Annotated in this window: 19 protein-coding genes and 1 tRNA gene; 14 read left to right on the top strand and 6 right to left on the bottom strand. The window is 39.5% G+C overall.

Annotation, left to right across the window (positions count from 1 at the left end):
- Positions 1-4 precede the first annotated feature (4 nt).
- The 5 genes from TVG_RS06075 (at position 5) to TVG_RS06095 (ending at position 3,421) form a co-directional block, all read left to right on the top strand.
- Entirely contained in the window at positions 5-415 is a 411-nt protein-coding gene (locus TVG_RS06075) for a 50S ribosomal protein L13 (RefSeq protein WP_010917393.1), read from the top strand.
- Between the two features lies 1 nt (position 416).
- Positions 417-815: a 30S ribosomal protein S9 gene (locus TVG_RS06080; protein WP_010917394.1), complete on the top strand. Its 399-nt coding sequence runs from the start codon at positions 417-419 to the stop codon at positions 813-815.
- A gap of 5 nt (positions 816-820) precedes the next feature.
- A complete protein-coding gene (locus TVG_RS06085) occupies positions 821-1,039 on the top strand; it encodes a DNA-directed RNA polymerase subunit N (protein ID WP_010917395.1) in 219 nt (72 codons plus the stop codon).
- Positions 1,040-1,112: transfer RNA gene (locus tag TVG_RS06090), tRNA-Pro, on the top strand. It abuts the gene before it with no gap.
- Positions 1,113-2,026: 914 nt separating this feature from the next.
- Entirely contained in the window at positions 2,027-3,421 is a 1,395-nt protein-coding gene (locus tag TVG_RS06095) for a hypothetical protein (RefSeq protein ID WP_010917396.1), read from the top strand.
- A 9-nt stretch (positions 3,422-3,430) separates the two neighbouring features.
- Here TVG_RS06095 and proC read toward each other — a convergent pair whose 3' ends face one another.
- The 3 genes from proC to TVG_RS06110 all read right to left on the bottom strand — a co-directional run bounded on the left by proC (position 3,431) and on the right by TVG_RS06110 (position 6,561).
- Positions 3,431-4,270 (bottom strand): pyrroline-5-carboxylate reductase, encoded by an 840-nt coding sequence (gene proC / locus TVG_RS06100; RefSeq protein WP_010917397.1) that lies wholly within the window; start codon positions 4,268-4,270, stop codon positions 3,431-3,433.
- A gap of 46 nt (positions 4,271-4,316) precedes the next feature.
- Complete coding sequence (locus TVG_RS06105) at positions 4,317-4,811, bottom strand: hypothetical protein (protein ID WP_010917398.1); 495 nt, start codon at positions 4,809-4,811, stop codon at positions 4,317-4,319.
- Between the two features lie 253 nt (positions 4,812-5,064).
- Positions 5,065-6,561, bottom strand: coding sequence for an FGGY family carbohydrate kinase (locus TVG_RS06110; protein ID WP_010917399.1), 1,497 nt, complete (start codon positions 6,559-6,561; stop codon positions 5,065-5,067).
- Positions 6,562-6,700: 139 nt separating this feature from the next.
- Between TVG_RS06110 and TVG_RS06115 the strand changes: the two genes are divergently transcribed.
- The 7 genes from TVG_RS06115 (at position 6,701) to TVG_RS06145 (ending at position 15,739) form a co-directional block, all read left to right on the top strand.
- The gene (locus TVG_RS06115) at positions 6,701-7,624 is read left to right on the top strand and encodes a hypothetical protein (protein WP_010917400.1); all 924 of its coding nucleotides are present in this window, start codon (positions 6,701-6,703) and stop codon (positions 7,622-7,624) included.
- A gap of 187 nt (positions 7,625-7,811) precedes the next feature.
- Positions 7,812-9,134: an extracellular solute-binding protein gene (locus TVG_RS06120; RefSeq protein ID WP_010917401.1), complete on the top strand. Its 1,323-nt coding sequence runs from the start codon at positions 7,812-7,814 to the stop codon at positions 9,132-9,134.
- A 3-nt stretch (positions 9,135-9,137) separates the two neighbouring features.
- Positions 9,138-10,067: a carbohydrate ABC transporter permease gene (locus tag TVG_RS06125; RefSeq protein ID WP_010917402.1), complete on the top strand. Its 930-nt coding sequence runs from the start codon at positions 9,138-9,140 to the stop codon at positions 10,065-10,067.
- A 2-nt stretch (positions 10,068-10,069) separates the two neighbouring features.
- Positions 10,070-10,957 carry a carbohydrate ABC transporter permease gene (locus tag TVG_RS06130; RefSeq protein WP_010917403.1) on the top strand — a complete coding sequence of 296 codons (888 nt, stop codon included), beginning with the start codon at positions 10,070-10,072 and terminating at the stop codon, positions 10,955-10,957.
- 6 nt (positions 10,958-10,963) lie between these two features.
- Positions 10,964-12,079: an ABC transporter ATP-binding protein gene (locus tag TVG_RS06135; RefSeq protein WP_010917404.1), complete on the top strand. Its 1,116-nt coding sequence runs from the start codon at positions 10,964-10,966 to the stop codon at positions 12,077-12,079.
- Positions 12,045-13,976, top strand: a complete 1,932-nt coding sequence (locus TVG_RS06140; protein WP_010917405.1) for an amylo-alpha-1,6-glucosidase — start codon at positions 12,045-12,047, stop codon at positions 13,974-13,976. Before TVG_RS06135 ends, TVG_RS06140 begins: the two co-directional genes overlap by 35 nt.
- Before the next feature lie 5 nt (positions 13,977-13,981).
- A complete protein-coding gene (locus TVG_RS06145; protein ID WP_010917406.1) occupies positions 13,982-15,739 on the top strand; it encodes an amylo-alpha-1,6-glucosidase in 1,758 nt (585 codons plus the stop codon).
- On the opposite strand, the gene TVG_RS06150 is transcribed toward TVG_RS06145, so the two are convergent.
- Positions 15,723-16,781 (bottom strand): TrmB family transcriptional regulator, encoded by a 1,059-nt coding sequence (locus tag TVG_RS06150; RefSeq protein WP_010917407.1) that lies wholly within the window; start codon positions 16,779-16,781, stop codon positions 15,723-15,725. The genes TVG_RS06145 and TVG_RS06150 overlap by 17 nt on opposite strands.
- 294 nt (positions 16,782-17,075) lie before the next feature.
- Between TVG_RS06150 and acs the strand changes: the two genes are divergently transcribed.
- Both acs and TVG_RS06160 read left to right on the top strand, forming a co-directional pair.
- Entirely contained in the window at positions 17,076-19,028 is a 1,953-nt protein-coding gene (gene acs, locus TVG_RS06155; protein ID WP_010917408.1) for an acetate--CoA ligase, read from the top strand.
- Entirely contained in the window at positions 19,025-19,636 is a 612-nt protein-coding gene (locus tag TVG_RS06160; protein ID WP_010917409.1) for an acetate uptake transporter, read from the top strand. The genes acs and TVG_RS06160 overlap by 4 nt, the downstream gene beginning before the upstream one ends.
- Positions 19,637-19,646: 10 nt before the next feature.
- Here the strand turns inward: TVG_RS06160 and TVG_RS06165 are convergent, their stop codons facing one another.
- On the bottom strand, positions 19,647-20,513 hold the full coding sequence (locus TVG_RS06165; protein ID WP_010917410.1) for an aldo/keto reductase: 867 nt from the start codon (positions 20,511-20,513) through the stop codon (positions 19,647-19,649).
- Positions 20,514-20,518: 5 nt separating this feature from the next.
- Positions 20,519-21,454, bottom strand: a complete 936-nt coding sequence (locus TVG_RS06170) for a COG1470 family protein (RefSeq protein ID WP_241760267.1) — start codon at positions 21,452-21,454, stop codon at positions 20,519-20,521.
- Positions 21,455-21,607 lie beyond the last annotated feature (153 nt).

Raw genomic sequence — 21,607 nt, forward strand, 5'->3', positions numbered from 1 at the left:
GTATATGAAGATAATAGATGCATCAAATACTGTTTATGGCCGATTATCCGCGTATGTCGCAAAGCAACTCCTTAACGGGGAGGAAGTAGTAATAGTTAACGCCTCTAAGGCCGTAATAACTGGAGACAGGAAATTCATTATAGACAAGTTTAAGCAGAGGCTTGACATTGGAAGTGTCAGAAAGGGTCCATATTACCCAAAAACTCCTGAAAATATACTCAGGAGATCCATAGGTGATATGCTTCCTAAAAAGATAACAAGGGGAAAAGAAGCCTTATCAAGGTGCAAAGTGTACCGCAATTTGCCAAAGAATGTTTCATCTGAAAAGATAGAGAAAGTTGATGATGTCATGACTGATAAAGTTGTTGGCATAATAACTCTTGAAGAACTATCCAAAGAATTGGGGGGTATGTAATATGGATTATGTAATTACTACAGGCAAGAGAAAAACCGCAGTTGCAAGAGCGGTTGTTAAAAAAGGGAAAGGGATCATAACAATAAACGGAACGCCAGCAGAACTTTATCCTGTTGAAGTACTTAGAAATAAGATTCTTGAGCCTGTAAAACTCGCTGAAGATAAAGCAAAAGGAATAGATGTTACAGTCAAAGTAAAGGGTGGAGGAGTGACCGGCCAGGCTGATGCTTCTCGGACAGCCATAGCAAGGGGTATTGTAAAATTCCTACAGGATAATGAGCTCGAAAACCTGTTCAGGCAATACGATCGTACATTAATAGTCAATGATGTAAGGATAAAACTGCCGAAGAAGCCCGGTGGCCGTGGTGCCAGAGCTAAAAAACAAAAATCTTACAGGTGAGGAAATTGATTATACCTGTAAGATGTTTTAGCTGCGGCAGAGTTATCGCTTCGGATTACGGCAGATACCTGAGGAGAATAAACGAAATAAGATCTGAAGGCAGAGAACCTACCGCAGAAGAAATCGAAAAGATATTTGATGATCTAGGGGTAGAGAGGTACTGCTGCAGACGCATGATAATATCACACGTCGATCTCATAAACGAAATAATGCCGTTTTCTTAAGGGGCCGTGGGGTAGCTTGGTATCCTGCCAGCTTGGGGTGCTGGTGACTTGAGTTCAATTCTCAACGGCCCCATACTTGTTTACTAGGGGATACATTGTTCATATGATTAATTTTTTTCTGAAATATTTCTAATATATAGTTTCATCAACGAGTATCTAGCAGTTCCTTGGATTTCAATGTTCAAAGTGAGTATATTCAGTATCTTGCACCAGTTCCATTAATTATAGCAGGTATTCTCGCTTAATATCACTTTGCTGGAAGGATACATATTTTCACCGATGCGGTTGTCCTGAATATCTTGTACTATTATTCCCAAAAAAAATTTTTTATATTTCGACAGTTTGTTCTTGTCAATTCTTGAATTGTATGCCAATATTGGGTTAATAATAGGGATTATTGCAATTACTTCTTATAAATCTAAAGGGAAAAGAAGTAAAACCTATTACAGAATCGCTTAGGCGTATTCATCAGGGATTGTTGCCTTTTTAATGATCATCTTCTACGCATACCCTTACATTTACTAATATTGGACTTATTTTAGATGTACGTTTGTTATTACGTTGTCTCTCTTCTCTGCACTCATTTAGATTGATGATAGTTTTATTCTGATTTTGGCATACAGGATAACTGTATAGTCAAATATATCGTATAATATTATTTCATGATCGACTATTTTATTTGTATATGAGAATAAAATGGGTAATTTTTAAGTCTTATGCATATCCTTCCATACCTATCTAAATCAATTCCTCTTTTCTTGTACCTGGGTTTTTCTGCCTATTGCTAGATGAGTATACAGTTCCAGACAATAGTTTCTAGCAAACCAGTAAAGTGCAAGTATTTCTACGTTTTTATACTTGATATTTAATTAAATAATTATTATATTTTAGTATATTGTCAAAATTAGTTAAAAGATGTAGGTTTATATCTTTTTATAACGAGAATAAACTATTTATTTAAGTAATTGATTATGACATGTGGAGTAAATGAACACAAATTTAATATTCGATCAGAAGAAAAATATAACTGCACTTACCCTATTCATAGCAGTATTCCTCATCATAAGCTCGCTTTTTGGAGTGACTTGGTTTTTCCTTGGAGACTTCACATACAATGCTGTAAACTACTATCATGTTATTATGATTCCATTTGCCCTTCTGTTAATAATTATTTCAGCGTTTATAGTTAAACTTCCAAATATCTTCCAAAAAGCCATAAACTCTGTAACGTATCCGGTTATCATATTTACCGTGCTAGGCCTTGCTTTCTTTTATTATCCAAGTCTAACCATAGCCGATGAATATATGCAGGCTATACGCGATTTCATAATGCTAATTATAGGCTTGGTTTTCATTGTTGGGTTGATATATTACCCGTTCAAAGACAAATATAATTTCAAGACTATCTGGGGTGCTTACTCATTTTTGGCAATAGCCGCAATAGCTGCGGAGATAGCCGCTGTGTATGGACTCATAACTGCCGCTGGAACGTTCATTGGTTTCTCGAAAATACCAATTCTCCAGAGCTACATAAATTCACTTAATGAAACAGACTCCACATTTATGGGGAATATCGTTACATCTCATTCACATGCCATGCTGCCCGCCGTTATGGGAGGCATCGTCGCATTAACAGCCCTCGCTTTCAATTACGAAAAATTGCCTTCAAGATGCAGGAGCATAGTCAACTGGGCTTTCGTAATTTCTATATTCGGGACTCTGTCTATGAGCTATCTTTACTGGATATCCGGATTAGGCACATACGTTATACCTACTATAGCCCCATTTGGCCCTGGCGGAATGGATGGTCTTGCATTGGATGATTCACAAACTGGCATAGTTGGCTGGGGTGCATTGATAGCTATAGCAGGGCTATGGTACACTGCAACTAGGAATGGCAAACTCGACAAGCTAAGGATTGCTGAGTTTGCAACTTGGATATTTACAATGATAGCTATGATAGGTATTGGTTACGTCATAGAATTCAATGAAGCCTTCTACGGATTTGCAACTCCAGGTGTACCACCAAATGGCGGTCCAGGATATTTATACGACATGGCCTTCATAAACGGCCACTTACTCTATGCTTTCTTTCTCATGCCGGTATTAGCTCTCGTGATCGTAGCAGCTGACCTTATGATACCGGAAGAAAATGCCGGAACAAGGAACTTGATCGGATACCTAGCAATATCTGGTATGGTTATAGGCGTTGCCGGCCTTCAACTATACACTATGACGTTGCATTGGCAGGTAGAAGCTCTCGGGTTGTACCTCATAGTCATTTCCATACTACTAATGGGCGTTTTTCTAGCTATGTCATTTAGAGGGATTGTTATGTCAAAGAGATCCGAAAGCAAGAGCAAAGTATCGACCGGAAACTAAACTGTATATCTATTGTTCTAATTTTTTTATAGATTCTGATATTTTATTTGCCTTCATTGTTGAAACTTCAATTGCTTTCATTATTGCTGTCCTTACCCTAGCGTCTTCAAGCTCGTATATGCCATCAATTGTAGTTCCCCCTGGGGTAATGACCTTTTCTTTTAACTCGGATGGATGTTCACCACTTTCTGCGAGTAACTTTGCAGATCCCATAACAGTTTGATAAGATGCCTTTAGGGCTAGATCGCGTGGCAAACCTAATTTTAGGCCACCATACATCATTGCCTCAATAATAGTAAGTATATAGGCAGGGCCGCTCCCACTCAGTGCAGTAAGTGCATCCATGTATTTCTCTTCAACCAGGTAGACTTCCCCCAATGCTGAAAGAATTGAACTTGCCCTCTTCGCAACCTCTTGATCCCCATCATCAACACAGAAGGGTGTGAATCCGGCACCTACTTTAGCAGCAATATTTGTCATCGCCCTTACAACTATAGAATGAGGAGCTGCATCCTTTATTAACTTCAGAGGTATTGCAGCGGCCATAGATATGAGCAGCTTGCCTCTTATGTTTTCCTCTATCTTCCTAACTTCTGGGATTATGTCAACAGGCTTAAGAGTTAAGAATACAACATCTGCCTCCTTCGACGCAGTTTTGTTATCACTCATAACAGATATTCCGTAGCTTTCAAGATGCTTGAGTACAGCTGTATTTCTCCTAGTCACTATAACTTCGAAGCCGGATCTCTTAAGCGGGATTGCTATGGACGACCCTATTGTGCCTCCACCAATTATTGAAATAACAGTCAACTTGTATCTGTAAGTGATTAAGAAGATTTTTATAAACACTTCTTGGAAATTTTGGACTTTTTATTAGAAATCTATAAACTAATTTTTAATAATGTAATTTCTTTGCCTTTATCTTACGTTTTACCAAAACAACCGATTTCTTTGAATAATCCAAACATTCACCATCTAGTCCACAGTATATTTCGCGGGCATCTGGCTTTAGCTTGCGTCCGGTTTTAAAGTCGTGGTTCACAGCATCGAATACATCTTCTGCCGAAAGACCGTTCCAGGAAATAACACCAGCATTAATGTAAATGAAATAGCCACGAATTTCCATAAAGGATCCGCCAGTCTTTATCTCAGTTTCTGAAGTAATCGATCTTAAAATGGCAGATGCGTAACCACCTGTCTTCACAACATCCATAATCCTCTCAGAATAGTCCGGATCTATTCCGTTTTCGTCTTCGAATATAACTTGACCAGGTACTCTCCTGAGGGTCCATCTTATATAGCCAGATTTTCCTAAAATGGTGAGCTGGGCATCAGAATAAACGTATCGAGATATGTTTCTGATAAAGGATCTGATCGCTGATTTATTCATTATTATCTATCCTCTATCTCCGGATTATAAAAAACCATTTTGGTGTTGAGAACGAGACCATATAAATAGTGAACGGAGGCAAAGTCGCAGAAATTCAAGAATGCACTTAATATTCCTCAATCTGCCTATCTAGCATTATTGATGTATAAGAATATTACTAAAATCTGAATATTGATATAAGGTAGTAAATTGTTCGTTGGTTATTTGGTTGAAAAAACCCAATTAAAATAAGTATAATTAGATTTTTAAAAGATTAACCTTGGTTTTTGGATATCACAGAAAGAAGGAATGAACGCCAAGAATTAAATTTTTCAGCTATTTCGTCCCTCTTGTCATTAGGGTTAAATTCTTTGCCTCCAGCACTGACCGTTAATTTCCGTTCATCGATACCGTAATAGCCGATCATAGACATCATTGCTATGCCTTTCATGGTGGCATCAACATTCCTTTCGCGTATTATCTTCATATCAAGCAAATTAGCAAGCATCTCTGCTATTAAGTCACTTTTCGATAGGCCGCCATCAATGTGCAGCGGTTCTAATAGTTTAATATGTTTCCTCATTTCTTCAATGATCACCGTACTAAGAAACGCCTGCGCCTCTAGAAAAGACCTTATTACTTCATATATATCCGTTGATTCTGATAGCCCAGAAATGTATCCCCTTATGTCGCTAGAATAAAATGGCGACCCTAAGCCTGATAATGCTGGCACTGATAAAACATGACTCCTTTCGATTTGTTCCGCTCTCAATATGGATCTTGGCACGCTCTTAAGCCCAGCGAGGGAAACTAGCCAATCTATTGAGGAACCAGAAGAAAGGATTGTTCCTTCTAGAGCGTATGTCCTCTTGCCCTTGTATGTGTAAAATAGCGTCTCCAATAGACGATCCGATTTTACTCTAACTCCCGTGTTTTCCAAAATAAATGCACCAGTTCCATAACTTGCTTTGGCTTGACCTGGATAAAGGCAGCCATTCCCAAAAAGCGAAGCTTGCTGGTCGCCAGCAACAGATAATATTGGAACTTCACGTGTAGTTGAACCGTAGGTCAATTTCACTTTTCCATATGAATCTGACTCAATTGTCCGTTTTACCTCCGGCAGGATTTCTTCACTTATACCTACAATTTCGAGAAGATCGCTATCCCATTCCAATGAATCTATATTGAAAAGCATAGTTCTAGACGCGTTGGAATGATCCGTTAAAGGTTTAATCGAACTCGAATTAAGATTTTTGACCAACCATGAATCCAGTGTTGTAATAACGTAGTTTTTATGGTTAGAGCTCCGTTTAATATTTTCGACCAACCACTTTATTTTTGTGGCGGAAAAGTAGGGATCGCTTATTAAGCCTGTCTTATCCTTTATCACTTGACCATAACGCTCTTTCAGATCAAGAGATAACTGGGCTCCTCTTTTGTCCTTCCAGCTTATTAGTTTAGTGATCGGCCTTCCATCAATAGGTTCCCAGGCCAAGACGCTTTCCCTCTGGTTTGTAATACCGATTGCCTTTGGTTCCCCGTATCTTTTCGGTATGCGCCTTAAGATTGAGTTTAGGCAGTATTTAGCAGCTTCGAGTATTTCATGTGGATCCTGTTCAACTACACCGCCTTGGCCATAATATACCCCTATTCTCCTTTTGCATGAAGCGATTAGGTTCATCGATCGATCATATGCTCCTGCCTTAACGTCTGTAGTACCCGCATCAAGTGCGAGGAAAATATCGTCACTATCAATCGGTCTTCTAGCCATTTGTCAAGATCAAGCAGAAAAAAACCTTAAATGTTTGTAAAGATTTTGATTTATAACTATTAGCCTGTGAATCCTTCGTAGTACTGCATTTGTTGAAAACTTCTGCATCATTCTTCGATTACGTAAAGGAGGTTAATCTATGGTTAGGAAAAATATGCTAGTTTTGCTAGTGTCGCTGCTTGTTACTTTATCAGGAATAGTTGTGACGTTCAACATCTACCATAACGATTCCGAGGTAATATCCGTCACTCCTCTGGAAAATTCTATGATGAATCGGACGGATTATTCCCCTTCCTTTATTGTGAATGTTTCCACGAGTTCGAGGGCCGTGGTATCCATTTATACTTACTCATCTGATGGTAAGAATTTTATAGAAAACTTTTCTGTATCGGGCAGACTTTCAATCACGGTTCCGACAAATCTTAGTTCATCGCTACTAGAAGCATATCACCTACAAGGATACGGCCTACACTATGTTTATTTCAAACTAAAAACCTCATCCGTTTCTAAGATTGTTAAAATAGGAATCTTCACCTTTCACAAGTTTCATTTTTATGCTAAATACCTAAACATAGATCAGGGAATAACAGACATTTTAAGTTATGTAAGCAAAGGCAACGCAACTGTAGAATGGCTTGTAGACGGTTCATTTGCTGGAAAAGGCAACAACGTGTCCATAAATATCGAGAAAACAGGATCATACCTTTTAAACGGAATCATTAGTACTAGAAGTTTTATTTTCAACGCAACCTTGGGCTACATTATCGTATATCCCCGCCCACAAGTGAACATAGAAATTCATTCCTATAAGGATTTTCAGAATTTCAGTTATCTTATAATTTATGCTAATGTTTCTGGAGGCTATATGTCTTATAATCCAGATAGCCCGGGTTATCCAACAGCAACAATATACGTAAACGGTTCGCCACAGGAACATTTAACCCCAAGTGAAGGCGAAAACATCTTCTATCTGTCACTGCAAGGATATGGACCTTTCTTCATTAATGTCTCTGTCCATGATAGATTCTATGGGGCGAAATCGAATATTATCAAATTTGACTAGGACTAAAGAATTAAATCCTATCTTAGCTTAGAGGTTATAATAAATACTGTTAAATAATTTCATTATATTTTATTCTTAGGCCTACTCATATATATGAAATTAAATTTGATATATAAATAGTAAGTTTTAAATATCTATTTTTTAATATACTAATAACAGTTAGTATATAACTGTTGGAGACGATTAAATGGAAAGAAAGAGAGTCATAGCAATAGCTGTTGTAGTAATTGCAGTAGCGGCGATTGCAGGGGGAGTCGTGTACTATCATAATTTAACTGCTGCTAAGAAGCCAACAATTACGTTCTCGGGTTGGGTATCCAGTGGCGAAGAGTATACATTTGATGTCCAAATGGTGAATGAATTTAATTCCATACATAGTAACGTTTCAGTAAAATTTGTGCCAATAACAAGCAATTATTATGGTACTCTGGAGACTGAGCTTTCGTCCAATTCTGGTCCTGCTGTATTCTATATGGAAAACGATATATTACCAGAATTTGTGAAGGCAGGATACCTTTTAGATCTTACGCCTGCACTCTCTGCGAATTCAACTTACAACTTATCAGGCTTTGTTCCGGAGATATTAGATACATTCATGCAGCACGGACAGCTTTATGCAGCTCCGAAAGACTGGAGTCCACTTCTTGTACTGTTTAATAAGAACATCTTCAATGCAGAACACGTGCCTTATCCAACTAATTACACAAATTGGAATTGGACAGCCATGAAAAACACGCTAGAGCTTCTGAAGGCAAATGAGAGTAAGCTTCCAAACGGTGGGAAAGGATATTATCCAATGGTGGAAGGGCCTCAATTTGCAAGGATACTAGCCTTTATGCACGAGGCAGGAGGACAGTGGATAAACAGCAGCGGAACTGGTGCATCTTCTAATTCAGCTGGCCTTTTAACTGCGATAAAATTTTGGTATGGCCTCTATTCAAGCGGTCTCTCTGGTTTGAATAGTAATCTTAGTGCCGGTTGGAATGGAGGGGACTTCGCGTCCGGGAAGGTTGGTATGGTAGTAACAGGAACATGGACCGTTCCAGTACTATTTGCTAATGGTTCATACTTTAAGAACGATACTTCGTCTATTGGATATGCGTTTATGCCATACGATGTACAGAATGCAACAATGATGTTTAACGTGGGCCTGGCTATAAACAGCCACCTTAACCCTACACAAAAGTGGATAGCGGAACAGTTCGTTGAATTCTTTACAGGCCCATCTGGAGAAAAGACATGGGTATCAAAGGGCTTAGCATTACCCTCAAGATCAGCTATACTCGACAGTTCATGGTATAAAACCAATTTCCCTATACAAAGCTTTGCTGGAGAACAGTTCCCATTTGCGTATGGATGGAATTATAACACAACCAATTTCCAAGCCACAGAGACCGCTGCCCACAATATTATCGTAGACCTATTTGCTGGAAAAATATCACCTACCCAGGCATATTACCAGATACTAAATGAGACGAATACTAATCTAAAAGGAACTTCAACTCTCTGATCGGTGGTATGTTTGAATACGGAGGTATATCAAGTAAATAAGATCAGGGAAGGAAAAAAGAAAAATAAAAGCCCGGAAAAGATGACGGGCATACTATTTATAATCCCATTGATGATCTTTATATCAGTATTCACTTTTTTCCCTGCGATATATTCATTTGTAATTAGTCTGTTTCATTATAATCCATTTTTCCATTCCATATATTTTACAGGTGTTTCAAATTACATTCACGTAGTGGAGAGCCCTGCTTTCTTAAAGTCTTTGCTCAACGTGTTGTTATATACGGCCGTCGTAGTCACTGTTCAAACATTTCTAGCCTTTGTATATGCGCTTCTTTTCAATACAGCGTCTAAGATAAGCAGGATCGCAAGAGCCATTGTTTTTATCCCAGCAGTGGTTTCTCCAGTTTCAATGTCCATAATATTCATATGGGTTTTCTCAGATTCTGGATTGGTAAATTTCTTTCTATCATTTTTTGGGATAGCCCCACATAATTGGCTATTCAGCACTGAATTTGCATTTCCAGCAATAATGGCAATGAATATCTTTACTACAGCTCCTTATTTTATGATAATATATTCGGCAGGGCTTCAAGCCATACCGCAAGATGTACTTGATGCTGCAAAAATTGACGGCATAACTTCAGCCTTTGCCAGGTTCAGGTATATATATTTCCCGATGATGAGATTTTCAACAGTTCTAGTTGTTATTCTTGGCTTAACAGGAGCAATGCAGCTCTTTGATCAAATATACGTTATTACTGATGGTGGCCCAGCCAGATCCACATACGTTCCTTTAATGTACATCTATAACAGAACTTTCGTTTACATTGGGGATATTGGGCTTGCAGCGGCAGCATCGTTTGTTCTATTCGTGATAATAATGGCCCTTACGATAACACAAAGAAAGGTAATAACTGAAAGGACGTGGTGATAATGTTAAGCACAGGTAAGAAAGTTTATGCTAGACCAAAAAGATCGATGAGGCCGCTGTTGAAAAAAACCATAATTTACGTACTGTCTATAGTTTTGGCAATGATCTACCTCCTCCCGTTTTATTGGACTGTAATTAAAGCGTTCAGAAACAGTATCTTTGCAAATTTTCCTCCAAACTTAAATCCGCTCAGTGAGACAAGCCTATCCTACTTTCTGGCAAATCTTAGGACAGTTTGGAGTTTTGGAGACTTTCCTCTCTGGTATTTTAATAGCGTATTCGTATCGGCTTGCGTCGTTGCTGGCAGTGTATTCGTTGGCATGTTATCGGGATACGCGTTTGCGAAACTGAAGTTTCCGGGTAGGAACGTATTATTTTATGCTGTTCTTGCAACTTTGATGATCCCATTCCCCGTAATATCTATAGCATCTTATGTATTTATGCTAGACCTTAATTGGCTAAGCACGTATCAGGGTCTTATTCTTCCTCAGATAGCTTCTGCGCTGGATGTTTTCATTATGAGGCAGTATTTTCTCACGATACCTGAGGAAATGGAACTTGCAGCTAAAATTGATGGTTTGAGGCCTTGGCAAATTTTCTTTTCTATAGATCTGCCCAATGCAAAGCCAGCAATAGCTGCTGCTACGATATTTTCGTTTATAGGTTCATGGAATAATTTCTTGTGGCCTTTGATGGAAGTTCACAGCCTCAACATGTTCACGCTACCTCTTGTCCTTAACTTCTTTAAGGGTGCAAACGGGACGCAAATATACTGGAATCAGATGATGACCGTCAATATACTAACAATGATTCCAACTATAGCTATATTCGTGGCATTCGAGCGATATTTCATCAATGGCATATCCATGACTTTTTCTGATGGGAGGTAAATAAATATGGGTGTACGTATCGAGAACCTCACAGTTAAGTACGGCGATAAGACTGTAATTGAGAGGATGAACCTTGATGTAAAGGACGGCGAGTTCTTCGTTATACTAGGTTCTTCAGGAAGCGGTAAAACTACCCTGCTCAGAAGCATAGCTGGACTTACCGAGATATCTGGCGGCCATATATACATAGACGATATTGACGTCACTGATTTCTATCCCTCTGATAGGAACATAGCAATGGTATTCCAAAACTTTGCACTTTACCCCCATATGACTGTGTTCGACAACATTGCCCTGAATCTTAAGATAAAACACCTGCCAAGGGATCAAATAAAGAAAAGAGTAGAAGAGGTAGCAAGCTTACTCCACATAGAAAAACAACTTAAGAAATATCCAAAACAGCTCTCTGGTGGCGAGCAACAAAGAGTCGGGATAGCAAGAGCGCTTGTCCGTGATCCATCCGTCTTTTTGATGGATGAGCCGTTAAGCAACTTAGATGCAAAACTTAGGAGAGAAATGCTAGGCGAACTCAGATCATTCCATGAAAGGGTAAGAAAAACAACAATATATGTATGCCACGATCAAGACGAAGCTATGGCGCTCGCAGACAGGATTATGGTCCTAAATAGCGGAGAACCTGCCCAAATTGGGACTCCTGATGATCTTTATATACATCCAACTAACCTATTCGTGGCAAGTTTTATTGGCAATCCGCCCATGAACTTGATCGAATGCGATATCATAAAAGACGAGTCATCTTCAGAGATTGTTTTAAATGGTGTTCCAATTACTACAGTTGATCACGTGCCTGGAGATCACGCAATCCTTGGTATCAGGCCGGAGAAGGTAAACATTTCTCTTAAAAATGGTGTTCCGGCATCCTTCGATTACTTTATAAATTCAGGCGTAAATGTGGAAGTTCACTTAGATATGAATAATATTCTTGTGAGGGCACTCATTCCTAGAGAAGAACTAAAGTTGAACTTGAGAGATCTAAGTCATGGGGATGCTGTGTTTATTGAGATTAAACCTGGACCCATTTACTTGTTTTCAAAGGATTCTGGAAATCTCATTACGGAGGTAACTTATGATAGTGCCAGAAATGTCGAGAAAAAAAATTGAATTATGCAGGGAACTTGATGAGTCTAGCAATCACAAAGATATTCTTCACTGGGTGGTAGTACCAAAGAATAATCTCGACACCTATAGATACTCAATGGTAAAGGGACAAAAGTCTCATTTCATAACGTACTTGAATGGCAACATAGCAAGATCGGATCTTCATCGATCACGAACTGGCTTCTGGTTCGATAACATTTGCTATGTAGCCTCTATGGAGTGGATTGTGGGAAACGTATCACTAAGCGATTCTCTTTCAAAATATGTTAGAGGTCTTGGTTATATTTATAGGAGCTACGATTCTATTGAACGATTGGACTACATTGCAAAAAATGGTGCTTTACACATAGACGTGCTGAACCCAAACAAATCTAAAATTACGCTTAATTTATTGATAACTCACTCAGTTGCCTGGCCGTCTAATAAAAGTGCTAGCCACATTAATATAAGTGAGAAATCTGGATTGATTTCGTTGGAAAGTGATGTTGCGAAGACGTTCATCAACTTAGCATGCGACGGTTCGTATTCAATAAAATTTTCAGAAAATAACCTGATATTCAATATAGAGGATTCCAAGGAGATTTCATTCGTTTTTTCTCCATTCGAAGAGAAAGACAGCTCAAGCTTGGACGATGTGATCTTGGATCATATGCAGGTACTTAGTTTAGCTGATTTGGAAACCCCTGATTTTAAATTGAATAAGATTTTTTTCTGGGCAAAAAACGACCTATTCGAATTTTATAGTGAAACGTCCACTGGGAATGGCTGGTTTGCGGGTTTCCCTATTTTCTCATGGTACTTCGGAAGGGATGGCCTTTGGATGGGATTAGCTGCGAATACGGTTGGCATGTCGCATTTGACACGAGAGCACATGAGAACACTATTGATTTATTCTAAAGATGGGAGAATACCTCACGAAATTGGATTGTCAAATGATGGTATGCAGAGCTATTCTATATCAGACAGAATCTTTAACACTATGTACATGTCAATAGATAGCAGTTTACTCTGGCTTCTAAGTAATAAATCACTGGAAAACTGGGAGTCAAAAGGTTTCGAGCACGACAATGTTACGAGAGTATTCAAATTTGCCTCCTCATGCGACTCCGACGGCGATGGGCTTTTAGAAAACAACTTCTCTGATGGCCTAATAGGATGGCCTGAAACCTGGGCAAATATTAGGAATGGGAAAGCAGTAGATATAAACGCACTATGGGTAAAGACGGTCGAGTTATACTCGAACGAATTAAATATTGCTAATGCGGAGGAACTAAAGAAGAAATACCTTGAATCTTTCTTTTCTAATGTTAGCTTTACGGATTTTATAGATAACTCAGGATATGCGAAGTCTGTGAAAAGTGCGATGCAATTCGTCCCTGGGATATTCTTCACAAACAACAACATAGTAGAAACAATAAAACAACTTGCTGAGGGCAACTTGACTCCGTGGGGGGTTAGATCCGTATCAGTCGATGATCCCATGTTCGATGGAGGTTACCATACTGGAACTGTATGGCCGCTCATGACAGGATGGTTCGTTTTGTCCGCTTACAAAAACGGCCTAAAAGACATTGCCTTCAAACAGCTTATGACTTTTTCGGAACTTGCCTTCTCCTCACCTGATCTGGGCAGGATCAATGAGACCTACGATTCAATGATCGCGAACCCTACGGGCCAGTTTGCCCAAGGATGGTCATCTTCAATGCTTGTGCTGAGCGTAATGCAAGGACTACTGGGTATTGACAGCATAGAGTTCGATCCGTCAAGCTTCAAGGCCAATGGGCACCACAACTTACCTGAGAAATGGAAAAAAGTCAAGATCAGCAAGTTGCCATGGAGGGGTAAACTCTACAACATATGCATAGACTCCGTTGAAGGAGTTTCGGTAACCGAGGTGTAAGCATATTGATAGCAAACGCTTGTAGTGGGAAATTCCCGGATTTATCTTTTGAAGGACATCGGCCTTTTACCATTTCAAGCCTCTTCTCTTACTTTATAGGCTTTACTGATTTAATACCGGATAAGATCGGATATCACGATCCCGGAGAGATGGGTGGGTTATGGTATCACCCAATTAGATTAATAAGAAATATTTTCATTGATGTTGATGGAAAGATTGTGAAGGCTGAAAGCTGTCGCCTCTTACCGTATAGTGCTCTGTTCCAATTTCCAAGCTTTTCACTTTGCCTAAGCATTGAAGAAGATGGCACATTCCATGCCTTTATCGAAGGAAACCCACCAAAAAAGGCAAGGCTTGTATTGGAACTAATGCCTAGGCCAGTGTGGAACTCCATAGATACTTTCTATTATCAGTATAATGACGATTCAATAGATGTAATGAGCAACGCTTTTCCATGGATACATATCAATTTACATTTTAAAAACGGTTATAACCTGCTTAGATCAGATCTAATTGCAACCAGTGGATCAGATCTAGTACTCACCATAAGCAGTAAATTTTGCAATGAAAACTCTCTCACAAAGAGCCTAATTCCAAAATTGGCATTAGAGGGAAGTACAGAATTGAACTCTGAAGACGAACTAACTCTAGAAAGATTCAATAGTGCGAAAGCAAACATTATACAGCTCACGAAGTATGTAGAAGGCGTCGGATATGGCCTCACAGCGGGGCATCCAGACTTCCCATGGTTTTTTGGTATTGACACACTATTATCTGTTAAGGGACTACTGTTTGCAGGCTTAGATGAAATTGCCTACGGCTCGCTTAACTTAATGTCCAGATTTAGTTTCTCCGGCAGAGTACCACATGAAATAATAACAAGCGGCAAGATATATAATCAGGGAGACTTAGAAGAAACTGCACTTTTTCCCTTTGCCGTCTATAGGTATTTGGTGTATACATCTAAGATAGGGGAAAGTACACACTTGTTAAGCACTGCCAAGCAGTCTTTTCAATACATTTTCGACCATGGACTGGCAGGAAGAGGAATAATGGAAGATGCTGAAGCTGGTACCGGCATTGATTTGGATACTGTGGTATTTCTATACATGAGCTTGAAGGAACTGGAACAGCTATATTCATTTTATAAAGATAATGAAATAATTTTAGATACGCTTGATTGGAGTAAGCACAATCTAAGCATGAGACAGTTGAAACGATTAATAGACGCATTTTGGATAGACGAACGGAATACCTACGCAAATAGGATCGTCAACGGATTTCCTAAGGACAATAAATTCTGGACTTCGATCTTGCCATTTTATGCAGGAATAGGGGACAGAGAACACTTCGAGAACTTCATTTCAAGTACCGGTGGATTGCATAATATATCCAGAAATGGTGAAATAACCGTAGATGCAATGAATAATTCGATGCCGATAAATACTGGAATGTTCGTTATATCCGCACTAAATTATGGGAAGACTGAAATTGCGAGGCAGTTTTTTTACTCTCTTGAAAAATCCTATAGCAAATTTTCGCCAAATTCGTTTCCTGAGATCAGCAACAATCCAAATGGATGCTATCTACAAGCTTGGTCAGCAGCTATATATATCGAAGATTTAATCGGCGGATTCCTAGGGATAGCCCCCGAGGGAGATGTATTAAAGTTGAAGCCAGCTATAGATCCTATGGTTCTTAAAATACACAGTGTTTCATTAAAATTCAGGGGAAAGAAAATAAAACTTACGATAGATGAGTAAGCCTGAATGATTTCATTATAACATCCTCAATCTGGGAATCATAACCGCCCACAGTATATCGCCCACTCGACGTTTCAAATTCAAAATTTATTATTTCTGTATCCACATTTATTCCTTTTATTTCGCCAGCCTCAACAAATTTGCTTCCGTTTTTTCTCAATACACCCTCAAGTGTACCACTTATTCTGGAATATTTTGTTGCCATCCTCTGAAGATCGCTTATAAGAATTCTCTGCGATTTATACAGACATGGAACATTCACATTTATCGATGTGATCTCTTTTGCCTTATACCATCCAACAAAAAAGTTATGGGTTATGAACCACGACATATCTCTATCCATTATTATATACCCATACTTTGGGGTCTCAGGGTCTATAGCTACGCTCCTCGGCATAAACACAGAATTAACCTCATCTGAGATCAATACATAGAATTGCCCAGGATCCAGGTATCTAATCTCTACCGGAAGATCCTTGAAGTATGCGATCGTTTCGTCGGGTATATTTGATTTCCCAAAGAGGAGCAGTTCAACCCTAACACCATTCCTAGCCTTACGTTTGATAGGTTCCTTTATGTATTCGAGAAGTTCTATAGTTGTCTCAGCTTCTAAGGTTAGACTTGCTTCCTTGACTAGCTCTATGGAGTTGTTCACAACGCTTCTCAGGTTTTTGGCGTTGATCAGTGCTGTTTTTTCTCTCCTAGAATCTGCGGTCTTGTTTGCCCAATTAAGAAAGTAGTCTCTATTTTTCTTAAGTATTTGCTCTCTTGCCTCTATTACTACATCTGCGCTTATAGCCTTGTATTTTTTTGGCCGGCCTTGCAAAACGTTGATAAACCCCTTTCGCTCAAGCGAAGACGTTATATCATAAAGTTGTGGCTGTCTGAGAGGCATATTCCGGAGGATGTCTTGGGCAGTCATGCTCCCACGTTGTAGCAATACCATATACAACTTTGCCTCATTTTCGCTGAGCCCAAGATCCTGAAGTATACCAACTATAGTAGTATTCTCAGTATTGTCTCCCCAATCTCTTTCCTGCATTCAAATCTGATATCCTAATCTGCCTTATATTTTTAATCGAATACTACAAAAATCCTAAGAATAAATGTAAATAAAAATTATGAAATATCTTTAGTGAGTGATTCTTTATTTGTTTTATCGCCAGCTACTACTATTGACGTGATAGGTATAATTCAAGAATACGCAAAGTTAGTTTTTAGATGTTTCTTGCTTTATTCTATAAAAGTATATTGTAATTTAATTAGGTTTATATTATGGCTAAGATTACCATAGGGTTATCTAAAAAATATAAGTACTATCACGAAATGTTATGGCATGGACATAGAAGGAGAAAAGTCCGTTCTTCCGACAGAAGAGGTGTATCACCCTGATATGAATTTGTACAAGAGGGCTTACGATGATTCGTTCAAAAATATGGAGGCTTTTTGGTCGTTTAATGCTGAAATACTAACTTGGTACAAAAAATGGGATAGGGTGCTAGATGATACAAAAAAGCCATTCTATAGGTGGTTTGTAGGCGGTAAATTAAACATGTCTTACAACTGCGTTGACAGACACATAGAGCAACACAGAAGGAATAAGGCGGCATATATATGGGTTGGTGAGAAAGGAGATGAAAAGATAGTCACTTACGATGGATTGTTTCGCAGGATAAACAACTTAGCTAAAGCTTTAATAAACTTAGGCATAAAAAAGGGTGACAGGATTGTCCTGTACATGCCAATGATAATCGAGGCACCAGTTGCTATGCTTGCCGCGGCTAGGATTGGTGCCGTTTTTTCTTTCGTATTCGCCGGTTTTGGAGCTGGTGCTCTGGCAGAGAGGATAAATGATTCAAAAGCTGTGCTACTCATAACCGCAGATGGAAGTTTCAGAAATGGAAAGGTGGTTGAACTAAAGAAAATAGCCGATGAAGCTCTGGAAATGACATCTACGATTAGAAATGTCATAGTTGTAAAGCACGCAGGCAACAATGTTGATATGAACGAAGACAGAGACATATGGTATCACGAGGTAGTAGGGGATTCTTACACATACGTAGAGCCGGTCCAAATGGATGCCAACGATCCGTTGTTTATACTCTACACGTCAGGCACAACAGGGAAGCCAAAAGGAGCTGTGCATAGCACGGGAGGGTATGGTGTTTGGGTTGCGAATACTTTGAAGTGGGCCTTTAATCCAGATGAAGACGATAGATGGTGGTGTGCTGCGGACATCGGTTGGATTACAGGCCACAGTTATATCGTATTTGCACCCTTGATATTAGGTCTTACCAGCATAATGTATGAAGGATCAATAACTTATCCGGAACCCGATAGAGTATGGGAAATTATAGAAAAATACAGAATAAACATACTCTACACATCCCCTACAGCTATAAGGATGCTCATGAAGTTTGGCGATAAATACCCGAAGAGGCATGACTTATCAACGCTAAAGGTTCTCGGTACCGTTGGCGAACCTATAAACCCTTCAGCATGGAGATGGTATTACGAAACGATAGGGAACTCTAAGTGCCCCATAATAGATACGTACTGGCAAACAGAGACTGGAGGCTTTATGATTGCTCCACAAAGGGCGCTAGGGCTTCCTCCTTTAAAACCTGGATCAGCAACATTCCCGCTTCCAGGCGTAGATCCAGCGATACTCAACGATAGGGGTGAAGAAGTTAAGGATAATGAGAAAGGGTACATAGTGTTTAGAAGGCCTTGGCCAGGAATGCTGATGACAGTAAACAATGACGATGAGAGATACGTGAAGACGTATTTTTCCAAGTTCTATGGCTATTACTTTTGCGGAGATTACGCCATAAAGGATTCCGACGGTTATTACTGGCTCCTAGGAAGGGCTGATGAAGTCCTAAACGTAGCAGGACATCGCCTCGGTACAATAGAAGTTGAAGACGCATTAGTTTCAACAGGGCTTGCCGTTGAAGCAGCAGCTTTTGGTAAACCTGATCCTATAAAGGGGGAAGTTATAGTGGCCTTCATTGTACCCAAACAAATTCAGGCTGACCGAAGGGAATTAATTTCTGAAATTAGAAAGCGAATTAGATCTGATTTAGGGCCAATTTACGTACCAGACGAGATACATATTGTAAAACTGCTTCCAAAAACTAGAAGCGGCAAGATAATGAGGAGAGTTGTAAAGGCTGTTGCACTGGATCAGATACCAGGAGATCTAACCACTCTTGAGGACTCAAGCTCTGTCGATGAGATTAGATCAGCAATAGAGGCCTTTAGGAAGGAGGCAAAGGGAGGGGAGTGAAGTTGGAAAGCAATGCCTTTGAAAAAGCTTTTTCCTCTGACCCAGCTCCGTTGGGCCTTGCAGGATTCGCTTTCACAACATTTCTATTAAGCTTTATCAATGCAGGCCTTATTCCTGCGTCCGGTGTAAATGTTGTTGTTCCGCTCGCAATAGCATACGGTGGCCTTGCACAATTAATAACGGGATCTTGGGAAATGCGCAGGGGCAACAACTTTGGTTTTACCGCTTTTACTAGTTACGGATCCTTTTGGATTTTTTATGCATTAATGGTGATACTTGCAGATCTCCACATAATAAATGCCCTTCCAGCAGTAGCGGTTGGATGGGCGCTCATACTCTGGGGCATATTCACACTTTATATGTGGGGAGGGGCCATGATGGCATCGATGTCTCTAAACCTAACATTCCTCTTCCTTTGGTTAACCTTCGTGGTCCTTGGATTAGGCGCGATATATTCGTCCGTAGCTTTAACCCATGCTGGTGGTTACCTAGGCATACTTTCAGCCTTTTTTGCAGCTTATACAAGTTTTGCTATAATAATAAACTCAATGAAACCAGGCACTATTCCCGTTGGGCCTGGTATGTTTCATAAAAAGGCTGGAAAATAAAAAACCTTTATTAATTGAAATATTTTCTTAACTCTTCTATTTCTTCCTGATCTAGCTTTTGTTCCACAGACGCTATGTTTTCCTTAACATGTTCAGGATTTGATGCCCTAGGTATTGGAAAGACTAATTTGTTCCCATATATAAGGTAGCTAAGGGCAATTTGTGCGGGTGTTATGCTGGGATGTTTAGCTTTTATTCGCGCAAGAATCTCACTTGGATAGTCTGATTCCCTAACAAGGCTACCGTGCTCAAGTGGATACCAAGCTAGCACGGCCATTCCGTTGTTTTCGCAAAACTTGACGATATCCTCTTCAGCATCCCTTTTCTTTAGGCTATAGTGGATCTGGTTTGATACGATCTCGTACTTCTTCACGTATTCCATAGATTTCTCAAGTTTCCCCCTAGAAAAATTGCTGACACCTATGAACTTTACTAGGCCATCATCAACCAACTTCTCCATAGCCTTGAAAGTTTCCTGAAGGTTTGCAGTAGGGGAAGGGAAATGAATTTGATACAGATCTACATATTTTGTATTTAGTCTTGAGAGGCTTGCTTTGCAAGCCTTTATTACCTTGTCGTACCTAAGGTGATTTATCCAGACTTTTGTCGCGATGAATAGTTCCTCCCTATTATGGCCCTCAATAGCCTTTGCAACAAGATCCTCACTCCCATAAATCTCAGCTGTATCTATTAACGTGACCCCAGCGTCAATTGCAGTACGTATAGCCTGTATCTTTTTCTCAGCATCTCTCTTAACGTTGAACCTTGATAAGGCCATCCAGCCTGGATCGTAGTATGTTCCTATTCCAACAGATGAGACCTTTACACCAGTATTCCCGAATTCCTTGTACTCCATCTCAGTGATAAGGCAGTCCATGTTGATTAACCTTTCAGGACCCTAGCTTCTCTCAATGAAACTCCTGCATATATGCCTACGAATATAAATAGAAGAGTAAAGGCCAGAGATATACCTACTGTTGATATTGAAGTTGTACCATAACCGAATAGGTAATCCCACCCTACATTTGTAGTAACATTGTGAAGTGACGAATATGGAAGGCCAAATACAGTATCAACGATCATAAGTAGGCCCAGGAGGATATTACCGACAGTAAGTAAGTAAAGGCTTGATCGTTTTAACGCTTGAGAAGAGGAGAAGGTAAGGCCGAAGAAAATTGTGGATAGCAGGAGATAAACTATCAGGCCTAGCCAGTGGGAATACGCATACTTCAATAGAACATGATCGTAGGTTATTAGGTACATTGAGAGTATTAAGGTGACAGTGTAAGTAACGTATCTAATAGGTTTTGAATAGGCCGGCAAGAAAAGGCTGAAAATTATTAGGAATACTACAAAGAGAGCTATTGCTATTCCACCAACTATAAACGGAATATAATTCACATGCACAACTGGTGCTGGCGGTGGAGCTGTCGTTACAGTAGTGTTCATTACCGTTACGCTTAACGTTGCCGGAGACGAGGATGGATCGTCTCCAGTCGCAGAAATTTCGATAGTATAGGTGCCAGGCGAAACCGTCTTTGCGACGGTTACAGTGGCAGTGCCACTGAAAGGCGGATCGCCTGTTGGATTACTGAATGTTACTGATATACCGGAAGGGGCTGATGCTGAAATGCTCGTACCCCATGTGTTCCCACTAGCTAGCTTCACATTGTACGTGACGGTAGAAGACCCCCCTCTTGGAATTGAAATAGATGTAGTTGAAAGCGTAATCTCACTCGTGCCACTAGCTGCAGATGAAACCATTGGAAGCATAAACAAGGCGATCACCAAAACGATGAGTAGGATCGAATATTTCATACTATAAAAAATGAATACCAAGTTATAATCATTTCTATCTTTACTAATTACTGAATCATAATATATACTTCTTAATACGGAGTTGAAATTCATCCAATACTTCCTTAGTGTGCTAATTTTAAATTAATTTGTATGTTATCGATTAAAACAACA

Origin of the sequence: Thermoplasma volcanium GSS1, assembly GCF_000011185.1 — an archaeon.
GTDB classification, from domain to species: domain Archaea; phylum Thermoplasmatota; class Thermoplasmata; order Thermoplasmatales; family Thermoplasmataceae; genus Thermoplasma; species Thermoplasma volcanium.